23 protein-coding genes and 1 other RNA gene are annotated in these 19,581 nt (G+C 66.8%); 14 read left to right on the top strand and 10 right to left on the bottom strand.

What is annotated here, in order from left to right; translation table 11 throughout:
* Genes FHS94_RS10835 through xrtA form a run of 3 tightly spaced genes read left to right on the top strand, consistent with a single transcriptional unit; the run spans window position 1 to window position 3,703 of the window.
* Complete coding sequence (locus tag FHS94_RS10835) at window positions 1-1,035, top strand: FemAB family XrtA/PEP-CTERM system-associated protein (protein ID WP_184057980.1); 1,035 nt, start codon at window positions 1-3, stop codon at window positions 1,033-1,035.
* Window positions 1,035-2,192, top strand: a complete 1,158-nt coding sequence (locus FHS94_RS10830) for a TIGR03087 family PEP-CTERM/XrtA system glycosyltransferase (RefSeq protein ID WP_184057672.1) — start codon at window positions 1,035-1,037, stop codon at window positions 2,190-2,192. Before FHS94_RS10835 ends, FHS94_RS10830 begins: the two co-directional genes overlap by 1 nt.
* Complete coding sequence (gene xrtA, locus FHS94_RS10825) at window positions 2,189-3,703, top strand: exosortase A (RefSeq protein ID WP_343055247.1); 1,515 nt, start codon at window positions 2,189-2,191, stop codon at window positions 3,701-3,703. The genes FHS94_RS10830 and xrtA overlap by 4 nt, the downstream gene beginning before the upstream one ends.
* Window position 3,704: 1 nt before the next feature.
* Here the strand turns inward: xrtA and FHS94_RS10820 are convergent, their stop codons facing one another.
* The 5 genes from FHS94_RS10820 to FHS94_RS10800 form a co-directional block, all read right to left on the bottom strand.
* The gene (locus tag FHS94_RS10820; RefSeq protein ID WP_184057668.1) at window positions 3,705-3,890 is read right to left on the bottom strand and encodes a hypothetical protein; all 186 of its coding nucleotides are present in this window, start codon (window positions 3,888-3,890) and stop codon (window positions 3,705-3,707) included.
* Window positions 3,890-4,333 carry an MAPEG family protein gene (locus FHS94_RS10815; protein ID WP_184057666.1) on the bottom strand — a complete coding sequence of 148 codons (444 nt, stop codon included), beginning with the start codon at window positions 4,331-4,333 and terminating at the stop codon, window positions 3,890-3,892. The genes FHS94_RS10820 and FHS94_RS10815 overlap by 1 nt, the downstream gene beginning before the upstream one ends.
* A gap of 35 nt (window positions 4,334-4,368) precedes the next feature.
* The gene (locus FHS94_RS10810; protein ID WP_184057663.1) at window positions 4,369-4,815 is read right to left on the bottom strand and encodes a GreA/GreB family elongation factor; all 447 of its coding nucleotides are present in this window, start codon (window positions 4,813-4,815) and stop codon (window positions 4,369-4,371) included.
* A 120-nt stretch (window positions 4,816-4,935) separates the two neighbouring features.
* Window positions 4,936-6,015, bottom strand: a complete 1,080-nt coding sequence (locus FHS94_RS10805; protein WP_184057661.1) for a 1,9-bis(guanidino)-5-aza-nonane synthase — start codon at window positions 6,013-6,015, stop codon at window positions 4,936-4,938.
* A gap of 110 nt (window positions 6,016-6,125) precedes the next feature.
* On the bottom strand, window positions 6,126-7,358 hold the full coding sequence (locus tag FHS94_RS10800; protein WP_184057659.1) for a type III PLP-dependent enzyme: 1,233 nt from the start codon (window positions 7,356-7,358) through the stop codon (window positions 6,126-6,128).
* Window positions 7,359-7,498: 140 nt separating this feature from the next.
* Here FHS94_RS10800 and FHS94_RS10795 point away from each other — a divergent pair, with 140 nt between their 5' ends.
* A complete protein-coding gene (locus tag FHS94_RS10795; RefSeq protein WP_184057657.1) occupies window positions 7,499-8,458 on the top strand; it encodes a pyridoxal-phosphate dependent enzyme in 960 nt (319 codons plus the stop codon).
* 21 nt (window positions 8,459-8,479) lie between these two features.
* Window positions 8,480-8,659, top strand: coding sequence for a hypothetical protein (locus FHS94_RS10790; protein WP_184057655.1), 180 nt, complete (start codon window positions 8,480-8,482; stop codon window positions 8,657-8,659).
* A gap of 460 nt (window positions 8,660-9,119) precedes the next feature.
* On the opposite strand, the gene FHS94_RS10785 is transcribed toward FHS94_RS10790, so the two are convergent.
* Window positions 9,120-9,776: an alpha/beta hydrolase gene (locus FHS94_RS10785; RefSeq protein WP_184057653.1), complete on the bottom strand. Its 657-nt coding sequence runs from the start codon at window positions 9,774-9,776 to the stop codon at window positions 9,120-9,122.
* Between the two features lie 83 nt (window positions 9,777-9,859).
* On the opposite strand from FHS94_RS10785, the gene FHS94_RS10780 reads away from it, so the two are divergent.
* The 9 genes from FHS94_RS10780 (at window position 9,860) to FHS94_RS10740 (ending at window position 15,696) form a co-directional block, all read left to right on the top strand.
* The gene (locus FHS94_RS10780) at window positions 9,860-10,927 is read left to right on the top strand and encodes a cysteine desulfurase family protein (RefSeq protein ID WP_184057651.1); all 1,068 of its coding nucleotides are present in this window, start codon (window positions 9,860-9,862) and stop codon (window positions 10,925-10,927) included.
* Between the two features lie 10 nt (window positions 10,928-10,937).
* Window positions 10,938-12,029, top strand: coding sequence for a cysteine desulfurase family protein (locus FHS94_RS10775; protein ID WP_184057978.1), 1,092 nt, complete (start codon window positions 10,938-10,940; stop codon window positions 12,027-12,029).
* A complete protein-coding gene (locus FHS94_RS10770) occupies window positions 12,026-12,334 on the top strand; it encodes a 2Fe-2S iron-sulfur cluster-binding protein (RefSeq protein ID WP_184057649.1) in 309 nt (102 codons plus the stop codon). The genes FHS94_RS10775 and FHS94_RS10770 overlap by 4 nt, the downstream gene beginning before the upstream one ends.
* A gap of 127 nt (window positions 12,335-12,461) precedes the next feature.
* Window positions 12,462-12,794, top strand: a complete 333-nt coding sequence (locus tag FHS94_RS10765; protein WP_184057647.1) for a hypothetical protein — start codon at window positions 12,462-12,464, stop codon at window positions 12,792-12,794.
* Window positions 12,795-12,814: 20 nt separating this feature from the next.
* The gene (locus FHS94_RS10760; protein WP_184057644.1) at window positions 12,815-13,048 is read left to right on the top strand and encodes a hypothetical protein; all 234 of its coding nucleotides are present in this window, start codon (window positions 12,815-12,817) and stop codon (window positions 13,046-13,048) included.
* A gap of 35 nt (window positions 13,049-13,083) precedes the next feature.
* An RNA gene (gene ffs, locus FHS94_RS10755) (signal recognition particle sRNA small type) lies at window positions 13,084-13,181 on the top strand.
* 217 nt (window positions 13,182-13,398) lie between these two features.
* Entirely contained in the window at window positions 13,399-15,042 is a 1,644-nt protein-coding gene (locus FHS94_RS10750) for a DNA polymerase III subunit gamma/tau (protein ID WP_184057976.1), read from the top strand.
* On the top strand, window positions 15,039-15,362 hold the full coding sequence (locus FHS94_RS10745) for a YbaB/EbfC family nucleoid-associated protein (RefSeq protein ID WP_184057642.1): 324 nt from the start codon (window positions 15,039-15,041) through the stop codon (window positions 15,360-15,362). Before FHS94_RS10750 ends, FHS94_RS10745 begins: the two co-directional genes overlap by 4 nt.
* A 73-nt stretch (window positions 15,363-15,435) precedes the next feature.
* Entirely contained in the window at window positions 15,436-15,696 is a 261-nt protein-coding gene (locus FHS94_RS10740) for a hypothetical protein (protein ID WP_184057640.1), read from the top strand.
* A 36-nt stretch (window positions 15,697-15,732) separates the two neighbouring features.
* Here FHS94_RS10740 and mtgA read toward each other — a convergent pair whose 3' ends face one another.
* The 4 genes from mtgA to FHS94_RS10720 are packed head-to-tail and all read right to left on the bottom strand — an operon-like array spanning window position 15,733 to window position 19,571.
* Window positions 15,733-16,413 (bottom strand): monofunctional biosynthetic peptidoglycan transglycosylase, encoded by a 681-nt coding sequence (mtgA, locus tag FHS94_RS10735; RefSeq protein ID WP_184057638.1) that lies wholly within the window; start codon window positions 16,411-16,413, stop codon window positions 15,733-15,735.
* A gap of 9 nt (window positions 16,414-16,422) precedes the next feature.
* On the bottom strand, window positions 16,423-17,658 hold the full coding sequence (locus tag FHS94_RS10730; protein WP_184057636.1) for a flavin monoamine oxidase family protein: 1,236 nt from the start codon (window positions 17,656-17,658) through the stop codon (window positions 16,423-16,425).
* A gap of 4 nt (window positions 17,659-17,662) precedes the next feature.
* Complete coding sequence (gene rpoH, locus FHS94_RS10725) at window positions 17,663-18,568, bottom strand: RNA polymerase sigma factor RpoH (RefSeq protein ID WP_184057633.1); 906 nt, start codon at window positions 18,566-18,568, stop codon at window positions 17,663-17,665.
* 58 nt (window positions 18,569-18,626) lie between these two features.
* Window positions 18,627-19,571, bottom strand: a complete 945-nt coding sequence (locus FHS94_RS10720; RefSeq protein WP_184057632.1) for an RluA family pseudouridine synthase — start codon at window positions 19,569-19,571, stop codon at window positions 18,627-18,629.
* Between the last annotated feature and the right edge of the window lie 10 nt (window positions 19,572-19,581).

Below are 19,581 nucleotides of genomic sequence, written 5' to 3'. Positions count from 1 at the left end.
ATGTCACTGGTGACTCAGCCGGTCGGGGTTCGGGAGGCGAACCTTGCCGACGACCGCGAACGCGCGCGCATCGACGCCTTTGTCGCGAGTACGCCCGGATCCACGCCATTTCACCTGGCGGGCTGGAGCGCCGCCGTCGCGCGCGCGACGGGCAACCGCGCCCGATACTTGGTGGCGGAGCGGGCCAATGGAGCCGTGATCGGCGTGCTGCCGCTGACAGAGATGCGGTCGCGCCTGTTCGGGCGGGCGCTGGTGTCGACGGGTTTCGGGGTGGACGGCGGCATCCTGGGTGACGGGGTGGAATCTCTCGCCAGCGGTGCATGGGAACTGGCGCGGCGTCTGGGCTGCCCGGAGGTGGAATTGCGCGGCGGAGCGCTGCCCGAAGGCTGGGCGGTCGACGAGGGCAGTTATCTTGGCTTCGTGCGGCCACTGGCAGGCGACGAGGCGGCAGAGCTTGCCGCGATCCCGCGCAAGCAGCGCGCGGAGGTTCGCCGTGCGCTCGGCTTCGATCTGGAGGTTTCGGTCGGGCGTGATCTCGGCGAGCACTACGGGGTCTATGCCGAATCGGTGCACAACCTCGGCACCCCCGTCTTCCCGCCAAGGCTTCTGTCCAACGTGGCGGCGGCGGTCGACAGCGACGTTCTGACCGTTCGCCATCAGGGACGCGCCGTCGCGTCGGTGTTGAGCCTGTACTGGCAGGGCACGGTGTACCCTTATTGGGGCGGCGGCACCGCGGCGGCGCGAGCCCTGCGCGCTAACGACATGATGTACTTCGCGCTGATGAACCATGCGCGGGCGCGCGGCTGTAGGCGGTTTGATTTCGGGCGCTCCAAGGCCGGCACCGGTGCGGCGTCGTTCAAGAAGAACTGGGGATTTGAGCCGGTCCCGCGCCGCTATGCGAAGCGCTCGGATGGCCCGGCGCGAGAGGTGAACCCGCTTAACCCCAAATACGCGCTGATGGTGCGGACGTGGAAACGCCTGCCGCTCCCGATCGCCAATCTGGCCGGCCCCTGGATAGCCCGCGGCCTGGGCTGATGGATTTGCTGTTCCTGGCGCACCGTGCCCCTTGGCCGCCGGACAGGGGCGACCGTATCCGCAGCTGGCATGTGCTGAAGCACCTCGCCCGGCACCATCGCGTCCATCTGGTCGCCTTTGTTGACGAGGCGGCGCAGACGCTGCCCGCGCCTGAGCTGACCGCCGTCACCGCGAGTTGCACCTTGCTGCATCGGCGTAAGTCACGTGCACGGGCGTTGGCTGAGGCGCTGGCGACAGGTCGGGCGGTGTCGATGACCGCCTTCGCCGACCCGCACTTCGCCCGCGCGGTGGCGCAGGTCCGGGCAGCGCATCCGATCGGGGCGACCTATGCCTTTTCGGGGCAGATGGCGCAGTATCTCCCCGACGGGCCGCGAACGGTGATGGACTTGGTCGATGTCGACTCGGCCAAATTCGCGCAGCTTTCGACCAGCGGGCGCGGTCCGCTCGCGTCGCTTTACGCCCGCGAGGCGCGGCTGCTCGGCGCGGTGGAGCGCGACGTGGCGGCGCGTGCAAGCGCGACCTTGTTCGTTAGCGAAGCCGAGGCGGCGCTGTTCCCAAGGGGCGGCGGATCAGGGCGCGTCATAGCGGTCGAGAACGGGATCGATGCGGGTGTGTTCGATCCAGCGATCTTCGCGCCACCGTCCGAGCCGCTGGTCGTGATGACGGGACAGATGGATTATGCCCCCAATGTCGAGGGCGCCGTCTGGCTGGTCGAGCGCGTGCTGCCAGTGCTGCGCGAGATCCATCCGGACGCGGAAATTGCCATTGTCGGGCGAGCGCCCGTTCCCGCGGTGAAGGCCCTGGCACAGCAGCCTGGCGTGGCCGTGACTGGTGAGGTCGCGGATGTGCGGCCCTGGCTCGCGCGCGCGGCAGTCGCTGCCGCGCCGCTGCATCTGGCGCGCGGCATCCAGAACAAGGTGCTCGAAGCGATGGCGATGGCGCGACCCGTCGTCGCGACCAGCGCGGCGGCAGAGGGGATCGACCATGCCGGAACGCTGAGGACCGCCGACGACCCGGCGGGATTTGCGCAGGCGCTCGCGCAACTGCTGTCGGACAGGCCTGCGGCGGGCGCGCTCGGCCGGGCGGCGCGGGCGCGAGTGCTGGAACGCTATGAATGGCGTGCAAACCTCGCCCCGCTCGACGCGCTGTTCGCGTGACGGTGGCGATCCCCGCAACGACCTTTGCTGTGCCGGTTCGCTGGCGCATGCACCTTTCGGTGGTCGCTGCCGTTGCAGCCGCGATACTGCTGATCTTCGCGCGCGACCTGTCCGACATGGTCGGCATCTGGTGGACCAGCAGCACCTTCGGCCACTGTTTGCTGATCGCGCCAATCCTCGGCTGGCTGGTGTGGCAGCGCCGCGAGCAGCTAGCGGAGCTGGAGCCGGTTGCATGGTGGCCCGGGCTTCTTTTGGTGAGCGCTGGCGGGGCGCAGTGGTGGCTAGGGCAGGCGGCGTCCGTCGCCTTCGCCCGGCAGTTCGCGCTGGTGCTGATGCTGATCGGGGCCGTGGTGACACTGCTCGGACCGAGGGTGGCGCGCGGGCTTGCCTTTCCGCTCGGCTATGCGCTGTTCCTGGTGCCATTCGGCGATTGGCTGGAGGCACCGCTTCAGGCCATCACCGTCCGCCTGGTGATGCCGCTCCTCGCATTGGCGGGCATCCCGGCAAGTGCCGACGGCGTAATGATCCATGCCGGCCGTTACTATTTCGAGGTGGCGGAGGCGTGTTCTGGGGCCAAGTTCGTCATCGCCATGGCTGCCTTTGGCGTGCTGGTCGCGCAGGTCGGGTTCCGCTCCCGACGACGGCGATTTGTCTGGCTGGCCGCGTGCCTGGTCGTGCCGGTGCTCGCCAATGGTTTGCGCGCCTTTGCCACCATCCTTGCCGCAGACCTGACCGATGTCGAGACGGCGGGCGGGTTCGACCACATCGTTTATGGCTGGGTCTTCTTCGCGTTGGTGGTAGCCGGGATGCTGGCCGTCGCGTGGCGCTTCTTCGATCGGCCTGCGGATGACCCGGCGTTCGACCCCGAAACCCTGAAAGGCCCGGTTCGCCCGCAACTGCCCCTGATCGCGGCGGCGGCGCTCGTTATGGCGGGGGCGGGTGTGTTTCCCGTCTGGGCTGCGGCGGTTGAGAGCCGCACTGCAGCCGCACCCTTGATCGTGCTGCCGGACATTCCGGGGTGGCATCGCGTTTCCGGCAAGAGTTCGGCCGCCTGGCGGCCCTGGTACCCCGGTGCGGCTCTCTCGATGCAGCGCTACGCGGACGGGCACGGCCGGGCGGTCGACGTCGCGGTTGCGGCTTATCCGCGGCAGGCGGAAGGGCGCGAGCTCGTCGGCTATGGCGTTGGTGTGCTGCGGGCCGAGGATCGCTGGCTGCGGGTAAATGACGCGCCGGCCGTGGCAGCCGGGTCAGCAATGTGGATCACGGCGCCCGGCCCTGTGCGGCGTTTGGTGACGAGCTGGTACCGGATTGGCGATACCCTGACGGCAAGCCCTGTCGACGTGAAGCTCGCCACCCTGCGGGGGCGCCTGTTCGGCGGATCGCAACAGGCAGTCGCTCTTCACCTGTCGGCCGAGGCGATCCCGAACGGCCCGGACCCGGCCGGCAGCATTGAAGCGTTGCTCCGTGCCGCAGGGTCGCCGAGGGCGCTGATCGCGCGATCGGTCCGCTAGATCAGTGCAGCTTTGCGATCGAAAGGCCGTCCTGCTTGGCGCGATCCTTGGTCGACTCCTCCGACCGCTTCAACGCCTTCGCGATTGCGCGCAGGGCAATGCCCTTCTTCGCCAGCGTGTGCAGCTTCTGGATCTCATCCGTGGTCCAGGGCTGCCGATGCCGTTCGAATTCCTTGTCCTTGGCCATCAGAATACCACCAGCAATGCCGAAAAAGTGAGCGCGCCCAGCACAAGCGACGACGCGAAGAACAGATAGAAGCGCACTGATACCCGGTTCACCGTCGCTTGCCACAGGCTGTGTGCGATACGGAAGGCGACATAAAGCCAGGCGAGCGCCACATTTACCCCGATCCCGCTGCCCGCCAGCGCGTGTACGGCGCAGATCGCGTAGAACAGCGTCGGCTGCTCCACCAGGTGGTTGTAATTGTGCGCCTTCCACTGCGCCTGCGCTGGCAGCGCCCGGTCGGCGTCGGCTCCCTTGGTCCCGACCAGGGTGGAGAAGCGCACGCCGGCCTTGGCCATAGCCGGAAACCGGGTCGCCAGTGTCCAGACCAGCATGGCGAGTGTCCACGCGACCAGCACGGCCACAGGTTGGAGAATGGGCGAGAAGCTATGGAGCGGGACGGCCATCGAGTGATGCTAGGCGGCCGGCCCGCTGGCGGCAACTATTCGACCGCGAGCACCTGTAGCGTCGCTCCACCGGATGCGACTGCCTCACCCTCCATCGCGCCCATCAACGCACGGGCGAGGGGAGCCTGAAAGCCGACGCGCCCGGACGCCGGGTCGGCCTCATCGCCGCCGACGATCTCGACGGTGCGGGTCGTGGCACCTTGCTGGAACGTCACGCGCGATCCGATCCCGGCCTCGCCCTCCTCGGGCCGTGGCGCGAGCTCGGCGGTGGTGGCGCGGGTGTGCCAATAGCGAAGGTCGCGCCGTAGTGCTTCGATGTCTTCGGCAGGCGCATTGGCAATGGCCGCTTCCAGCCTCGCGACTTCGGCCCCGATCATCTCCAGTCCGCGCGGGGTCACGAGATTGGGACCGGGCGCGATGGGCCGCTCGAACTTGGGTTCGAGATGCTCCTCGTCGGAGTCGCGGCGGAAGGCGACGCTCATCGTTATATCTCTCCAGGCCACGTCACGGGGGCATGCCCCCGTGACGTCGGACGCGGGCTTGCGGCCCGCGTCGGCCGGCCCTCGCCGTCTCGCGGGTAGCTTTCGCTACCCGCGCGCTGTTCAGGCGAACAGCTTCGCCCAGCCGCGAACCGCGCGGTCCTTCCAGTGGCCGCGGTGGTAGGCGTCGGACGCCAGCAGCGGCATGACCGAGCCCGCTTCGGCGAACACCATCTGCTCGATCCCGGTGTTGACCTTGCCCCAGCTCGCCGCCTCCTGAAGCGTGGAGGACGAGCAGGCGCCGTCGCGCACGTCGGCCACGGTGATCTGCACCGCGTACTTGTGGACCGCGACGTCGTCATGGCCGAGGATCTCGGCGCAAACGACGGTATCCTGGATAAAGTTCTTCGGCACGCCGCCGCCGATCATCAGCAGGCCGGTGGTGCCAGCCTCGATCTTGATCTGCGTGAGCTCACGGAAGTCGGCCACCGCGTCGATCATCAGGTAGGGCTTGCCTTCCTTGGCGCGATCGACCTGATGCTTCACCAGGCCGAAGCCTGCCGACGAATCCACGAACGCCGGGCAGAAGATCGGCACGTCATGCTCATAGGCGAGCTTGACGAGGCTGTTCTCCTTCTTGCCGTGCTCGACAAGGTACTTGCCCATTTCGCGAATGAACGCGCGCGAGCTGTACGCCTTTGGCTCCAGTGACTCGGCGATCTCGAAGATCGTGTGGTCGACGTTCTGGAGCGCTTCCTCGTCGATGTACGTGTCGTAGATGCGGTCGATGTAGAGCGAGCGCAGCGTGTCGTCGTCGGGGATCTCCAGCGCCTGGAAGTGCTTGTGACCCAGGCCTTCGAAGAAATCCATGTCGACGATGGTGGCGCCGGTCGCGACGATGCAGTCCACCATGTTGTTTCGGACGAGCTCCGCATACAGGTCCATGCAGCCGCCGGCCGAGGTCGATCCTGCGATCACCAGGCAGACGGTGCAGTCCTTGTCGGCCAGCATCTGGTTGTAGATCTTGGTCGCGCGGCCGAGGTCGCGGCTGGTGAAGCTCATGTCGCTCATCGCATCGACGATCGGGCGTGCGTCGAAGCTCTTGATGTCGATGTGCTTGACCTGCTTGCTCAGCAGTTCGGCCTTGCGGGTGTCGTTGATCGGGGCGTTTGCCGCCGCGGTCTTGGTCAGGGTATCGGTCATGACAGCCTTATGGTTGTTCAAAGCCGACGTCGTTCAAAGGGGACGCGGAAACCCGTATTGGATCGGCGGGACCGTAGCCCCGCCGACCAAGCTTGTCTGCTCTCGCCGTCTTACAGCTTGACGACGTTCGAGGTAGTGATCGGATCGACCTGTGCGTAGAGCGAGGCCATCGGCTCGTCCGTTACCACCACCGTTTCATCGGAGGTGAAGCCGTTGAACCTGGTCCGCATCGCCGCGCCATAAGCGCCGAGCATCCCTATCTCGATGTAATCGCCCGCCTTTACGTCCGCCGGGAGCAGGAAAGGGCCTGCCATGTGGTCCAGGTCGTCGCAGGTCGGGCCATAGAACGAGAAGGGGTGATCGCGCACCGTCGACTCCGGCTCGCGCAGCAGCTTCACCGGAAAACGCCAGCCGATATGCGCCGCATCGAACAGCGCACCATAGGCGCCGTCGTTGATGTACAGCTCATTCCCGCGCCGCCGCTCGACCCGAACCACCAGCGAGGAATATTCCGCGCACAGCGCTCGGCCCGGCTCCGCCCATAGCTCTGCCGAGTAGGAGATCGGCAGGCTTTCGAATGCGCGTCCGATCACCTCGAAATAGCGCTCGAGTGCCGGCGGCTCCATGTCCGGATAGACGCTGGGGAAGCCACCGCCGACGTCGATTACGTCCACGGTTACGGCCGCTTCGACGATGGCGGCGCGAACGCGCTCCATCGCCTGCGCATAGGCATCCGGTGTCATCGCCTGGCTGCCGACGTGGAAGCAGATGCCAAGCGAGTCCGCCGCCTGACGGGTCGCGAACAGCAACGCCTTTGCCTCATGCGAAGCAACGCCGAACTTGGACGCGAGGCTCAGCTTCGAATGCTCGGACGAAACCCGCAGCCGAACGCACAGGGTCAGGTCGGCCGCAAAGCGGGTCGCCCGCTGGATCTTTTCGAGCTCGTCGAGCGAATCCAGGCTGAACACGCGCACGCCGTGGGTGAAATACGCTTCCGCGATCGCTTCCTCGGCCTTGACCGGGTGCATGAAGCACAAGGTCGCCTCCGGCAGCGTGTCGGCGACCAGGCGCACTTCGGCCAACGATGCCACGTCGTAATGCGTGATGCCGTTGTCCCACAGGACGCGGAGCAGGTCGGGCGAAGGATTAGCCTTTACGGCGTACATCGACCGGCCCGGAAACTTCTCCGAAAAGAAGCGGGCAGCCCGCGCCGCGGCATGCGGACGGACAAGCGTTACCGGTTGAACCGGCAACGCCTTGGCGATGTCGATACCACCCCCCAGGACAGGGGAGTCGGCGGTCGATTGGGGCGCTAGCCCCAGCGCGCGATGATGCTGGTGCAATTCAAGGGACCTCCAAGTGCCTTGCGGCGACGACGTTCAGAAGCTGCCTTGCGGTTGGAAGTCCCATGGGGCAGCGGACGGCGCACATAGGATTGGGGTACCCCCCTGTAAAGCAATGAATCAGGGTCAGGAGATAAAAGGTGACAATCGTGCGACAGCCGACCCGGGCCGGGGTACGCGACGCGGCGGCAAAGGTGGCTGCGATACTGCCGCCGACGCCGCTGTTCACGGCCGAGATCAAGGGGATAACGGTCGCTTTCAAGGCAGAATGCCTGCAGCCGATCGGCGCCTTCAAGATCCGGGGGGCGTGGCACCGGCTGACTGCCCTCGATGACCAGGCGCGGGCGCGGGGTGTGGTCGCCTTTTCCAGCGGCAATCACGCGCAGGGAGTAGCCTGGGCCGCCCGGCGGCTCGGCATGCAGGCGACGATCGTGATGCCGGCCGATGCGCCGCGGGCCAAGCGTGAAGGCACGCTCGCGCTCGGGGCCGAAGTGGTCGATTATAATCGCGCGACCGAAAGCCGCGAAGCGATCGCCGCGCGTCTGGCCGAGGCGCGCGGGGCCACCCTGGTACCGAGCTTTGACGACCCATGGATCATCGAAGGGCAGGGGTCGACCGGGATCGAGGCGCGCCGGCAGATGGAGGCAGCGGGACTGGGTGAGCCCACCCACGTCGTTGTGCCCTGCGGCGGCGGCGGCTTGGCTGCGGGCATAGCGCTGGGCCTTGGGGAGGCACAGATCACGGCTGTGGAGCCTGACGGCTGGGACGATATGCGCCGCAGCCTTGAGGCAAGCTGGATAGAGCCGGTGGGCCCCAACCCGCCACCGACCGCCTGCGATTCGCTGCAGACCACGCGCGTCTCTCCGCTCACCTTTGACGTACTCTCGCGCCGGGACGCGCGCGGTGTCGCCGTGAGCGAAGAGGAGGTACGGATGGCGCAGCGCTGGGCGGCGGAGCGGTTGCGGCTGGTGGTGGAGCCGGGAGGCGCCGTTGCGCTTGCGGCGCTGCTGGCAGGGCGCGTGGCGCCTGAGCCGGGGATGCTGATCATCCTGTCGGGCGGCAATGTCGACCTGGCGGCATATGCGCGGGTCCTGTCATGACCGGGCCGGGAGACATCTGAGATGAGCGGGAACTTTACTGGCCTTGGGGCCGCGGCACCCGCGATAGCGATGATCGGCTTTTTCGCCTGCCTGATCGGCGGTGGCATGATGGTGCTGCGCCGGCGCGATACCAGGAAGGGCGTGCTGCTGTTGATCATGGCCGTCGTCCTGCTCGCCAATGTGGCGATCTGGACCCTGTAACGCTCGCTGAAGCCTTTCCGGGGAGCGTCAGGGGAATGAGCGCCCCCATCGCCCTCGAGGCGCTACGCGGGCATCAGGAACCCGCGCTTGGCAACCTGTCACGCGATGTTGCCCCCCTGGAGCAGCGGCCGTGAGACGGCGCTGCGTGCCTATCAAACCTTCAAGTATGCGCTGTTTTCGACCGGTCGCGTCGGGTGACGCGCAGCGCGCACAGCCGGGCCGGCACATCAAATCGCCTGCGTCAGCGCGGGCGAGGTGTTCAGGGCTTATCTGAACCGCTGGTACGCGGCCGCGATCGTGGCAAACCGGGCCCGCTACAAGCCAGCGGCACCGCAAACGGCGCAGCTTCACCGTGATATCCGGTCCGAAAGCGACGGCATCGCAGACCTGGTTCAGGAATATTGCGAGGCTGGGACAAGGCGGGCGCGGTGACACCCGCGCCCGATTGCCAGCGGCAACCTCACCGGATGGGTGAGTTCGGGTCCAGGCGCATGTCCAGGTACTTGTCCACCGAGGCCATCAGCTCGGGCGTTTCATGCTCGAAGAAGTGATTGGCCTTGGGGATCGTATCGTGATGGATGGTGATGTGCTTCTGCGTCCGCAGCTTGTCGACCAGCTTCTGGGTCGCGGCCGGGGTTGCCACCTCGTCCGCTTCGCCCTGGATGATGATGCCCGATGACGGGCAGGGGGCTAGGAAGGTGAAGTCGTACATGTTCGCGGGCGGCGCGATCGAGATAAAGCCGCGAATCTCCGGCCGGCGCATCAGCAACTGCATGCCGATCCACGCGCCAAAGCTGACGCCTGCGATCCAGGTCGACGACGCTTCGGGGTGGAAGCTCTGCACCCAGTCGAGCGCGCTTGCCGCATCCGACAGCTCGCCGACGCCGTTGTCGAACACGCCCTGGCTTTTTCCGACGCCGCGGAAATTGAAGCGCAGCGTGGCGAAGCCGCGGCGCTGGAAGGTCTTGTAGAGCTCCTGCACCAGGCGATTGTTCATCGTGCCCCCGGAAGACGGGTGCGGATGCAGGATCATCGCGACTGGCGCGCGCGGACGGGGGGCAGGAGCAAAACGACCTTCCAGGCGCCCTTCCGGGCCGGGAAAAATGACTTCAGGCATGGCGAACCTTAGAATAGCGGCAGCGGGTCGAACCCGCCGGATTGCGCCGCTATATAGGGGAGCCGAGCCGAATTGGAACGACCTTGCCGCCCCGCACCTATCTTGACCACGCCGCCACCACGCCGATGACCGAGAGGGCACGCGCAGCCGTGCTGGACGGCATGGCGCGCTGGGCCAATCCGTCCAGTCCCCATGGCGAGGGTCGGGCCGCGCGTGCAGCGCTGGAAGAGGCAAGGGCGCAGGTCGCCGCCGCGCATGGTTGGCCCGGCGAGGTGCTGTTCACCAGCGGCGCCAGCGAATCGCTCGCTATCGCGCTCGGGCGGAACACGGCGGGTGCAATCGCGATCAGCGCGGTGGAGCATGACGCGGCGATCCGGGCGGCGGGCGAGGGCGCGCGGGTGCTGCCGGTCGGTCGGGACGGGTTGCTCGATGTGAACAGCGTTGCCGCATTACCGGCAGGCACGCTGGTGGGAGTGCAATGGGCAAATAGCGAGACAGGGGTACGCCAGCCGGTCGCGGCGTTGGCGGAGGCAGCACATTCGGCTGGGTGCCACCTGCTTGTCGATGCGGCGCAGATGCCGGCGAGCGAAGCCGAGTCGGTTGCCGGCGCCGACATGGTGGCGCTTTCCGCCCACAAGCGCGGCGGGCCGCCCGGAGTAGGCGCGCTGCTCGTCCGAGACCTCGCGCTGTTGCGACCGTCCGGCGGGCAGGAGCGCGGCTATCGTGGCGGGACCGAGAACCTTCCGGGCGTGCTCGGCTATGCGGCGGCGCTGGCGGAGCCTGAGCCGGTGGAGAACTGGGCAATGCTCCGCGCGCGACTCGACGATGCGCTCGCGCGGTCGGGGGGCGAAGTTGTTGCGGGCGGGTCGCCGCGCCACCCCGCGATCGGATCGTACCGACTGCCGGGCACGCCATCCACGGCGCAGCTGATCCGGCTGGACCTGGCCGGCTTCTCCGTGTCGGCCGGTAGCGCGTGCGCGAGCGGCAGTCTGAAGCCCAGCCATGTGCTGGCCGCGCTCGGCTATTCGGAGGAGGCGGGGCGAGAGGTCATCCGTGTCAGCTTCGGTCGCGGCACGAGTATCGAGGAGGTCGACGCCCTGATCGCGGCCTGGCGTGGCATTGCCCGCGCAACCAGCCGCTTTGCGGCCTGATACCCACGGCATGGCCTATCTCGACTATCAGGCGACCACCCCACTGGCGCCCGAAGCGTTGGACGCGATGCTGCCCTGGCTACGCGACAACTTCGCCAACCCGCATTCACCCCATCGTGAGGGGCGGCGTGCTCGCGCTGCGGTGGAGGTAGCCCGCGACGCGGTGGCCACTCTGCTACCGTCCGGCGGGCAGGTCACCTGGACGAGCGGCGCGACGGAGGCCCTGAACTGGGCGATCAAGGGCACGACCGGGCCGATCGTCACGCTTAGCACCGAACACGCGGCCGTTCTCGACACGGCTACGGCCGAGGCACGGCTAGGGCGCGAGTTGACCGTTCTCCCGGTCGGTGGGGACGGGCTGGTGGACCTGGCGAGAGCGGAAGCCGCTATCCGGCCCGGCACTGGCCTGGTCGCGGCCATGCTGGTCAACAACGAGGTCGGCGTGGTGCAGCCGGTCGCCGCGCTGGCGGGGCTGGCTCGGGCGGCAGGCGCGCTGTTCTTGTGCGATGCGGTGCAGGGCTATGGCCGCGTGCCGATCCCGGATGATTGCGACCTGATCGCTGTATCCGCGCACAAGTTGCATGGCCCCAAGGGCATTGGCGCATTGTGGATACGGGACGGCGTGCAGATCGATCCGTTGCTTCACGGTGGCATGCAGGAGCCGGCAGGGCGTTCGGGCACGCTGTCGCCGGCCCTGTGCGCGGGGTTCGGCGCCGCCGCGACGCTCATGCGCCATCGGGCGGAGGCGGACCGCGCGCATATCGAGCGCCTATGGGCTGTCGCCCAGGACCGGCTCGGGGGTGAGTGGCAGGTCAACGGGTCCGTCGATCAACGCTACCATGGCAATCTGAACGTGCGGCGGGCCGGGCTGGATGTCGCCCGGCTGATGTCGGATTGCCGCGACATTGCCTTTTCCGCCGGCTCTGCCTGTGCAAGCGGCTCGGGTCGGCCGAGCCATGTGCTGCGCGCGCTGGGGCTGCCGGATGCGGAGGCGCGTTCGTCCATTCGCCTGGGGTTTGGGCGCTATACCAATGCGAATGACCTCGCCCAGGCACTCGATCGGCTTGTTCAGGCAGCGGCACGGCAGCGAGTGGCCGCATGATCCTCGTCACATTTCTGGGCATGGACGGGCGTGAGACGCACGCACATGGTATCGAGGGCGCGCGCCTGCTCGACGTGGCGCAAGCCGCGGGACAGCCGCTGGAGGGCACCTGCGATGGCGACCTTGCCTGCGCGACCTGCCACGTCGTGGTCGACGCCGCCGATTTCGCGCGCCTCCCCGCCGCGAGCGCGGAAGAAGAAGACCTGCTTGACCTCGCCCCCAACGCGACCCGGACCAGCCGGCTCGCCTGCCAGGTGCGACTGACCGCACAGGTCGGCGCGATCACGGTCCGCATTCCCGGCTAAAGCCAGGGAACAGCGGCAGCCAAGCTGACGTTCTCACAACAACGAGTTCAGGCCGTGTGCATGGCGGGGCTCTCAGATTGTCCTCATGCCCGTCAGCGAACGGGTGCGTAGAGAGGAGTGTGGGATCATGAAGCTGATCGCGATGTTGGGCGTCGGTGCCCTTGCTGCGGGAACGCTGGGTGCAGTGCCGGCGGAGGCGCAGCGGTACGGGTACGGTTATGACCGGGGCAGCCATGGCTATGGTGACCGCGGCCACGATCGGGGCTCTCGCGACCATGGTTACCGTGGCGGCAACCGCTACGCCTATCGCGGCGGGCGCCACGGGTTCCGCGGCGACTACGGTTATGGCGGCCCGCGTGGTTACCGCGGGTACGGCGGCGGCTATCACCGGCCGCGCGTCGTGTGCCGCCTGCGCCCGGGATATTACGGCCCCGTCCGCCGCTGCTTCCGCGTTTATTAAGTTCACAAGAGGAGAGTGAAATGAAGTTGATTGCCTTGGCCGCTGCCGGCCTGACGATGCTGACGGGTCTGGCGCCGATCGCGATCGCGACCCCCGCGGCCGCTCAGGAGCGGGTGATCGTGCGTGAGCGTACGGTGGTTCGCCACAACGACCGCCGCTTCCACAATCGCGCGCGTTATCGCACCATGTGCCACACCGAGCGCCGCCATGGTCATCGTGAGCGGGTGTGCCGCCGCGTCCGTAACCGTTACTGACGCTTGATCACACCGCCCGGCTTCGCCATATAGCGCGCGGGAGCCGGGCGGACGTGGTCGTCGCCAACCTGGTCAGGGCCGGAAGGCAGCAGCCACAACGATTTCGCCACGGGTCGTTCCGGTTCCCACCGTGCAGCCAGCGAGAGCGAGGCTGCGCCTCGCCACGCCGGCGAGCGCGGCCAGCGTCGCAAAGTGATGACTGACGACGCGGCTTCGCCACCTAACCCCTTATGCCTCATGCCTGGCCATTGGGCCTGCAGCTGAGCGTGACCGGGCTCAAACCCTTGCTCCGTCACAATCCACCAACGATCGGTGACTCTCGCGGGGCACGCGCCTATATCGGCTCCGTAATGGCCGACTTCCTCGACCTTGGTGAACCGTCCCAGCCCGCCCGGCCGGAGGCGTATCGCGTTCTCGCCCGCAAATATCGTCCGCAGACCTTTGCTCAGTTGATCGGGCAGGACGCGATGGTGCGGACGCTCGGCAACGCCATCAAGCGCGACCGGATCGCGCACGCGTTCCTGATGACCGGCGTGCGCGGGGTCGGAAAGACCTCCACCGCCCGCCTGATCGCGAAGGCGCTCAACTGCATCGGTCCGGACGGGCAGGGCGGCCCGACGATCGGTCCATGCGGTGTCTGCGAACCGTGCCGCGCCATCGCCGAAGGCCGCCACATCGACGTGATCGAGATGGACGCTGCCAGCCACAACGGCATCGACGACGTCCGCGAGATCACGGAGGCGTCGCGCTATGCCGCCGTTTCCGCGCGCTACAAGATCTACATCGTGGACGAGGTCCACATGATGTCGAAGGCGGCGTTCAACGCGCTGCTGAAGACGCTTGAGGAGCCGCCCGCGCACGTCAAGTTCCTGCTCGCGACGACGGAGGTGAACAAGGTTCCGATCACCGTCCTGTCGCGCTGCCAGCGCTTCGACCTGCGGCGCATCCCGGCCGACCTGCTCGCCCAGCATTTCGCCGAAGTGTGCGACAAGGAAGGGGTGGAGGCCGAGCCCGCGGCACTGGCATTGGTCGCGCGCGCTGCCGAAGGATCGGCGCGCGACGGATTGTCGATCCTGGACCAGGCGATCGCGCACGCCGGACTGGAAGGCGGCGGGATCACCGCCGTTGCCGTGCGGGCAATGCTGGGCTTGTCCGATCGCGGTGCCGTTCGTCAGATCCTGACAGCGGTGCTGGCAAGCGATGCGCCAGTCGCGCTCGACGGGCTTCGGCGGCAGTATGACGGCGGCACCGACCCGCAATCAGTGATGCGCGCGCTGCTGGAGGCGGTGCACGGCATCACGCTGGCGAAGGTCGGCACCGCGCCCGATCCCGCTCAGTCGGAAGAGGAGCGCGCCGCGCGGGAAGACTGGGCGGCGCGACTGTCCTTTCCTGTCCTTCACCGGCTGTGGCAGCTGCTGCTGAAGGGACATGATGAGGTCGCGCGCGCGGTGCTGCCGATCGAAGCGGCCGAGATGGCGCTGCTCCGCGCGATCCACGCGTCCACGCTTCCCGATCCGGGCGAGCTTGCACGACGGATCCAGGCAGGTGGACCCATTCCCGGTGCCGCAGCCCCGGCGCCAGCTACTGCGCCCGCACCACAGGCAGAGCCGGTAGCGGAGGATCCAACGCCGGCGACATTCCCCGGCATGGTCGATGCGCTAGACAATGCGGGCCACCTCGCATTAGCGGCCCGCCTGCGGCACGGCGCGCGCCTGGTTCGCTATACCCCGCCAGAACTGGTGCTGAGCGGCAGTCGCCCGATCGCGGCCGACACGCTGACCGAACTGACGGTGGCCATGAAGGGGCTGACCGGCCGGGTGTGGAAGGTGACCTTGTCGGACGAGCCCGGCGACCCCACCATTCGTCAGGCCGAGGATACCGTCGCAGAGGCCACGCGGCAGGCCATCCTGGCATCCCCCCTCGTCCGGGCGGCGCAAGAAGCATTCCCGGACGCTGAACTTGAAGACTGGCCGGGCAAACGGAGCATCGCATGAACGACCTCGATCAGATCATGGCCATGGCGCAGAACGTCCAGGCCGAACTCAGCAAGGCGCAGGCCAACCTCGACACCATCGAAGTCGAAGGGCAGGCGGGTGGCGGCCTGGTAAAGGTGCGGGCGTCGGCGAAGGGGCGTGTCATATCACTCAGCATCGACGACAGCCTCGTCCAGGTTAGCGAAAAGGCGATGCTGGAGGACCTGGTGGTCGCGGCTTTCAACGACGCGCGCGCCAAGGCCGATGCGGCGTCGGGCGAGGAGATGTCCAAGATGAGCGCAGGCATTCCCCTGCCACCGGGCTTCAAGCTGCCGTTCTGAGGTCGTTGCGCGGCGGGAACAAGTTTCCGCCGCTCCACGTTACGGGCCCTGTGAACAACAGGGAGTAAGCGTCATGGTCGAAGAGCGTATCGTAGAGACCCCGGCAAACAGCGCGGGCACGTCCACCCATACAACGGTGGTCGAGCGGAGCGGCGGGGGCGGCGGAACGGCCCTGCTCGCGGTGGTGCTGCTGATTGCAGTTCTGATCGGCGGCTATTTCCTGTTCGCCCGCAACTCGAGCGAAAGCGCCAAGAACAACGCGATCACCTCTGCCGCGAAGAGCGTGGAGCGCACGGCCGACAAGGCTGGCTCCGCGATCGATCCGGGGAAGTAAGCACATTTCGGCGGCCGGCTCGGTCCGGCCGCCGCCTTATCTGATGCAGCGGTCCAGGCCGCCGCGCCTGACTACCCCGACATAGCGCGCCAGCGTGTTGCCATGACGCCGGACGAAGCCGCGGGGATCCACCGCCGCCCGCTTCTTGGGCAGCGGCAGCACCGCCGCGATGCGCGCTGCCTCGGTTGGCGACAGCTTCGATGCGTTATGGTGATAGTAGCGCATCGCCCCCGCGTTCGCGCCATATGTGCCGATCCCCGTCTCCGCGACGTTGAGATAAACCTCCATGATCCGGCGCTTGCCCCAGATCGCTTCGATCAGCACTGTGAAGTACGCCTCAAACGCCTTGCGGACATAGCCGCCGCCCTGAAACAGGAACACATTCTTTGCCGTCTGCTGGCTGATCGTCGAGCCGCCACGGACGCGTCGACCCCGCGCGTTGTTGGCCGCTGCGCTCGCAATGCCGCGCCAGTCGAAGCCATGGTGTACGCAGAAGCGCGCGTCCTCGCCCGCGATCGCCGCGCGGGGCATGTCGGGGTCCATCTCGGCCAGCGACATCCAGTCCTTGGTGACGCCGTGACCGCCAACAACATCGCCCAGCATCGTGAACGTGATGGGGGGCGGGACGAACCGATACACGCCGACCCACAACACGGTGATCAGGAGAAACCACAGCGCCACTTTGGTCAGCCAGATGAACACGCGAAAGACGGTCATCCGTGCGCCTTAGGCGACGGTGCGCGGGGCCGACAAGATCGCGTGCGCGGCCGCGAGGCCGGTTTCATAGGCGCCGTGCGCCGTGGTGAAGTCGGTCGCATGGCAGGCCTCACCTGCAAAGAACAGTCGGCCGTCCACCGTCTCGGCCAGTACCGAACGCGCGTCCGCCCGGCCTGGAACCGCATAAGAATAACTTCCGGCTATGTAGGGCTGCTGCCTCCACCGCGTCGCACCGAGCGGGTGGAGGCGGCGGCGAAAATCGCTACCGAGTAGCTTTACCAGCTCATCGATCGCAAAGGCCGCAGCGGCACCTTTCTCATCTAACGCCTCGGCGGCAAGGCCCCCGTAAAAGGCTTCGATCATCGGCCAGCCAAAGGGTGACAAGCGGTAGCTCCCCGTCACCGCCGCGTGCGGATTGCCGATCAGGTGCGAGTGCGGCGGCCAGGGAGTGTCATCGACAGCGAGAAAGCTTTTGTCTGCCAGCCCGAGGGGCAGCGCGGCTGCGGCGTCCTGCTTGGCCGGCAAGGGTGGGTCGAAGGTGATCTCGCCGCGTGCCAGCACCGTTGTCGGCACGGCGACGATGACGCGGTCTGCCTCGATCGCGCCGGCGGTGGTCACGACGCGGACCGTCAGCCCGCGATGGTCGATGCGAGTGACCGGCGTCGACAGCCTGACCGGCACGCCTGCCGCGTGGCTCGCGATCAGGCTGCCATAGCCTTCGCGCACAGCCCAATTGTCGTTGCTGGCATCCGCCTCATACGCGGCCCAGTCGTGAAGCGAGACGCGATCTAGCGGCGCGCCGCTGATGTAACCCGACATGGCGTCCAGCGTCGCCCGGAACGGATCGGCCGGTTCGACCAGTTCCGACAAGGGGCGATCCGGCCCTGTGACTGCGGCGCGGGCATGGCGCTCGAAACGCGCATAGGCCTGGCCGAACGCCTCCTGCTCATGGGGCGGATAGCCAAGGTTTCGCCATTGCTCGCCCCAGCCAGGACTCGACCGATCGATATGAAATCCGGACGTTTCGGCGATGGTGGTCCAAGGGTTGCGGCGGGCGGAATGAAGCCAGCCACAGCCATGATCTACGCGAACCTGGCCCGTTGAAAGGGTGAGCGGGACAGTGTGCGCCCGTCCGCCAAGGCGGTCGCCCGCCTCGAGCAGCAACACGTCGCGCCCATCGTCGTGCAGCGCCCGTGCCGCCGCGATACCGGCCGAACCGCCGCCAATGACGACGATCCGGCCCATCACATTACGCCGCTGCCAGCATCCGCTTTTCGCCTGCAATCCGCATCATCGCCTTTTGCAGCTTTTCAAAGGCGCGGACTTCGATCTGGCGAACGCGCTCCCGGCTCACGCCATAGACCTGGGACAGTTCTTCCAGAGTCTTGGGATCGTCGGTCAGGCGGCGCTCGGTCAGGATATGCTTCTCGCGATCATTCAGGTCGTCCATCGCCGACACCAACATGGTGTGGCGAACGTCCGCTTCCTGCTCCTCGGCGACAACCTGGTCCTGCAACGGACCCTCGTCGGCGAGCCAGTCCTGCCACTGACCCTCGCCGTCCTCGTTCATCGACACGTTGAGCGAGGTGTCGCCACCCATCGCCATGCGCCGGTTCATTGACACGACGTCGGCTTCAGCCACGCCCAGATCGGTCGCGATTTTGGTCACGTCCTCGGGGCGCAGATCGCCGTCCTCGAACGCGTCGAGCTTGGACTTCATCCGGCGCAGGTTGAAGAACAGCTTCTTCTGCGCCGCGGTAGTGCCCATCTTGACCAGGCTCCACGACCGCAGGATGTACTCCTGGATCGACGCGCGGATCCACCACATGGCATAGGTCGCCAGGCGGAAGCCGCGATCGGGTTCGAATTTCTTCACGCCCTGCATCAGGCCGATATTGCCTTCGCTGATCAGCTCGGACGTCGGCAGGCCATAGCCGCGATACCCCATGGCGATCTTCGCCACGAGCCGAAGATGTGAGGTCACGAGCTGCGCTGCAGCTTCGGTATCGCCATGCTCCTGAAAGCGCTTGGCGAGCATATATTCCTGCTCTGGCTGCAGGATCGGAAACTTCTTGATCTCGGCCAGGTAGCGGTTGAGGCTTTGCTCGCCGCCCAGCGCAGGAACCGTCGCTGGGACGTTGCTGCCTTTTGCCATGACCATTCTCCCTTTGTCCGGAGGCATACTTCCCGCACTGCGGTGAAGCTTGCCCAAGCTATACGACAAGCGCGCTGAACAGTTCCTGCATATCCGCCGGCATCGCGCTATCGAATGCCATAGGTTGCCGTGTCACGGGGTGGATGAACCCCAGACGGGTTGCGTGCAAGGCTTGTCGGCGGAAACTCAGCGTATCCAGCAGTGCCTTGGTCGCACCCTTGTCACGACCATAGGTCTGGTCGCCGAGCAGAGCGTGCCCGATGGAGGCCATGTGCACCCGCACCTGATGCGTGCGCCCCGTCTCCAACCGGCACTCAACCATCGCAGCATCGCGAAAGTTTCGCAAACTCCGGTAAAAGGTCACTGCGCGCTTGCCACTTTGCACAATGGCCATCTTTTTCCGGTTAGATGGCGAACGGGCGAGCGGAGCGTCAACCGTTCCTTCCGGAGCCGGTCGGCCGCCGACAATCGCGAGATAACGCCGGTCGATTGAGTGCACCGCAAACTGCTTCGCCAGTCCTTCATGCGCGCGATCGGTCTTTGCCACGACCAGAAGACCCGATGTGTCCTTGTCGATCCGGTGAACAATGCCCGGCCGCGCAACGCCACCGATGCCCGACAGCGATCCCCCGCAATGGTGAAGCAGCGCATTGACCAGCGTGCCGTCCAGATTGCCGGCCGCCGGATGGACTACCAGCCCCGCCGGCTTGTCAACGACCAGCAGATGTTCGTCTTCGAACGGCACAACCAGGGGTATGTCCTGCGCTTCGTTGTGGGCCGGGGCGGGGGCGGGGATTGCGACGGCGAAGATGTCACCTGCGGCCGCCTTCTTCGCCGGATCGCGGGCAAGCGCGCTGCCCTGGGATACGGCACCCGAATTGATCAGCACCTTCAGCCGCTCACGCGACAAGGTCGGCACCGCATCTGCGAGTGCCCGATCCAGCCGCCATCCATGCGCGGCAGGCGCAATGGTCGCTTGTATGATTGAGACCCCCCGGTCCATGCCATCGCGA

Origin of the sequence: Sphingomonas aerophila (assembly GCF_014199305.1) — a bacterium.
Taxonomy (GTDB): Bacteria; Pseudomonadota; Alphaproteobacteria; order Sphingomonadales; family Sphingomonadaceae; genus Sphingomonas; species Sphingomonas aerophila.
Note: the sequence above shows the minus strand (reverse complement) of the source record. Positions and strands in the feature narration are given on the sequence as shown.